This is a genomic window from Floccifex sp. (assembly GCF_051873555.1).
GTDB lineage: Bacteria > Bacillota_I > Bacilli_A > Erysipelotrichales > Erysipelotrichaceae > Floccifex.
Map to the genome: position 1 here is coordinate 1 of NZ_JBJEEY010000041.1, position 2,834 is coordinate 2,834.

At 32.4% G+C, this 2,834-nt stretch carries 3 protein-coding genes; all 3 read left to right on the forward strand.

Annotation, left to right across the window (positions count from 1 at the left end):
* Window positions 1-73: 73 nt before the first annotated feature.
* Genes ACI32A_RS02485 through ACI32A_RS02495 form a run of 3 tightly spaced genes read left to right on the forward strand, consistent with a single transcriptional unit; the run spans window position 74 to window position 2,683 of the window.
* On the forward strand, window positions 74-883 hold the full coding sequence (locus tag ACI32A_RS02485) for a purine-nucleoside phosphorylase (RefSeq protein ID WP_439753443.1): 810 nt from the start codon (window positions 74-76) through the stop codon (window positions 881-883).
* 1 nt (window position 884) lies between these two features.
* Window positions 885-2,072: a phosphopentomutase gene (locus ACI32A_RS02490; protein ID WP_439753444.1), complete on the forward strand. Its 1,188-nt coding sequence runs from the start codon at window positions 885-887 to the stop codon at window positions 2,070-2,072.
* An 8-nt stretch (window positions 2,073-2,080) separates the two neighbouring features.
* Complete coding sequence (locus ACI32A_RS02495; protein WP_439753445.1) at window positions 2,081-2,683, forward strand: YgjV family protein; 603 nt, start codon at window positions 2,081-2,083, stop codon at window positions 2,681-2,683.
* Window positions 2,684-2,834 lie beyond the last annotated feature (151 nt).

Consider the following 2,834-nt stretch of genomic DNA (forward strand, 5'->3'; position numbering starts at 1 on the left):
GGCGTAACGCATTCTTTGTCTCATGCATCGGCAAGTGGTGTCTATGTGGCACGTCATATTATGGAGAGAAATCATGAATAAATTAAAAAATTGTCTTAAAAGTATACAAGAAAAAATAGATTTTAAACCCGAAGTGGCTTTGATTCTAGGATCTGGATTAGGTGATTTTGCCGATGAAATTAATATTGTGGATACTATTGATTATACAGAAATCGAAGGCTTTCCTGTTTCGACTGTAAAAGGACATAAAGGACGTTTTGTGTTTGGCTATGTAGAAAATGTTCCGGTTGTTATTATGCAAGGAAGAATACATTATTATGAAGGCTATGCTATGCAAGATGTCGTATTGCCAACGCGTTTAATGGGATTAATGGGAGCCAAAAAATTAATTTTGACGAATGCAGCTGGTACATGTAATCCAAATTTTAGACCAGGTGATTTAATGATGATTACCGATCACATCACAACAGCGATTCCTAGTCCATTAATTGGAGAAAACTTAGATGAATTAGGACCTAGATTTCCAGACATGAGTGAAGTTTATTCCAAACGTATGCGTTCTATTATTATAGACTGTGCATCTCGTTTGCATCTTTCTTTAAGACAAGGAATATATGTACAGTTTACAGGACCTAATTATGAAACACCTGCTGAAATTCAATTGGCACAAAGCTGGCATGGAGATGCGGTGGGAATGAGTACAGCTGTAGAAGCTATGGCGGCTAAGCACATGGGAATGGAAGTCTGTGGTATTTCTTGTATTACCAATATGGCTGCTGGTTTATCACAAAACGCATTAAACCATGAAGAAGTACAAGACATTGCCAGTCAAATATCGACTTCTTTTAAGTCTTTAATTAAAGAGATGATTGTGAGTATTTAGTATGAAATATAAAAGAATTTTTACCATTGTGATTGATTCTTTGGGTGTCGGTGCTTTAGAAGATGCTAAAGAATATGGCGATGAAAATACAGATACATTGGGACATATTTCTCAATCTGTTTCTTCTTTTCGTATTCCTAATCTTCAAAAATTAGGAATTGCTAATTTACATTCTTTACATCAAGTAAATCCAATACAAAATCCAATGGGATATTATGCTTATTTAAAAGAAGCCAGTGTAGGAAAAGATACAATGACTGGGCATTGGGAAATGATGGGTCTACATATTACTAAGCCTTTCAAAACATTCACGCAAACTGGTTTTCCAAAAGAATTAATTGATGAATTAGAAAAACGAACGGGGCATAAAGTCATTGGAAATAAAAGTGCCAGTGGTACAGAAATTTTAGATGAATTGGCATGTGAAGAACTTGAAACAGGAAATATGATTGTCTATACATCGGCAGATTCAGTTTTACAGATTTGTGGAAATGAAGAAACATTTGGTTTAGATGAATTGTATCGCTGTTGTCAAATTGCTAGAGAATTGACAATGAAAGATGAATGGAAAGTAGGTCGTGTTATTGCTCGTCCTTATATTGGAAAACAACCAGGTCATTTTAAACAAACAAGCAATCGTCATGACTATGCTTTAAAACCATATGGAGAAACAGCTTTAGATGTTCTAAAAGAAAATCAATTGGATGTTATTTCAGTTGGAAAAATTGTTGATATTTTTGATGGACAAGGCATCACAAAGGCTTATAAATCTAAGAGCTCTTTTCATGGTATGCAACAAACCATTGATATTGCCAAAGATGATTTTACAGGACTGTGTTATGTAAATTTAGTGGATTTTGATGCACTATGGGGACATAGAAGAAATCCAAAAGGCTATGCAAAAGAATTAGAAACGTTTGATGAAAAATTAGGGGAGTTGTTGAAATTATTAAAAGACGATGATTTATTGATTTTAACAGCGGATCATGGTAACGATCCAACTCATAGTGGAAGTGATCATACACGTGAAAAAGTACCTTTTATTGCGTATTCGCCTTCAATGAAAGGAAGCGGACAATTAAAAGAAGAAGATACTTTTGCGGTAATTGGATGTTCGATTGTGGATAACTTTGGTATACAAATGCCAGAAAATACAATTGGTCATTCTATTCTAAATCAATTGGATTAGGAGATTATATGGTATTAGAAATATTTGGATACATTGGCTCTTGTCTTGTAGTCATTTCTATGTTGATGTCTTCAGTAATCAAATTAAGAGTCATCAATACAATTGGAAGTGTAGTTTCTGGTATATATGCTTTATTATGCCATGCTTATCCTTTGGCTTTAATGAATGCATCATTAATTGTGATTAATTTATATGGACTTTATAAATTGCTTCATACCAAACAATCTTATGATATGATACAGTGTCTTGGAAATGATGTTTATATTCAATATTTATTAAATTATTATCAAAGAGATATTAAAAATTATTTTCCAGAATTTGATGAAAATAATTTAGAAAATAAAACAACTTATCTTGTTTCTTGTGAAGGAAATCCAGCTGGTATTTTTATCGGATATCAACAAGATGATGTATTTGAAATTATATTGGATTATTCTACACCAAAATATCGTGATTGTTCAGTCGCAAACTTTATATATAATCAATTGAACTATATTCAAACATTCAAATTCAATCAAAAAATATCAGAAGATCATGAATCTTATTTGAAAAAGATGGGATTTGTATTAAGTGAATATGGTTTTATCAAAAATAAGGATTCATCCATGTGATGGGTCCTTTTTTACATTAGCTTTCAAAAGTAGAATATAAAGAAGAATATGCCTTTGTATTGAAATACTGCACAGAAGAAAAATATCATGATAAAACCTGACTTTAGAGGTTGAAAATAAAAAATGGTGCAAACTCGTTGAAAGTTCATCG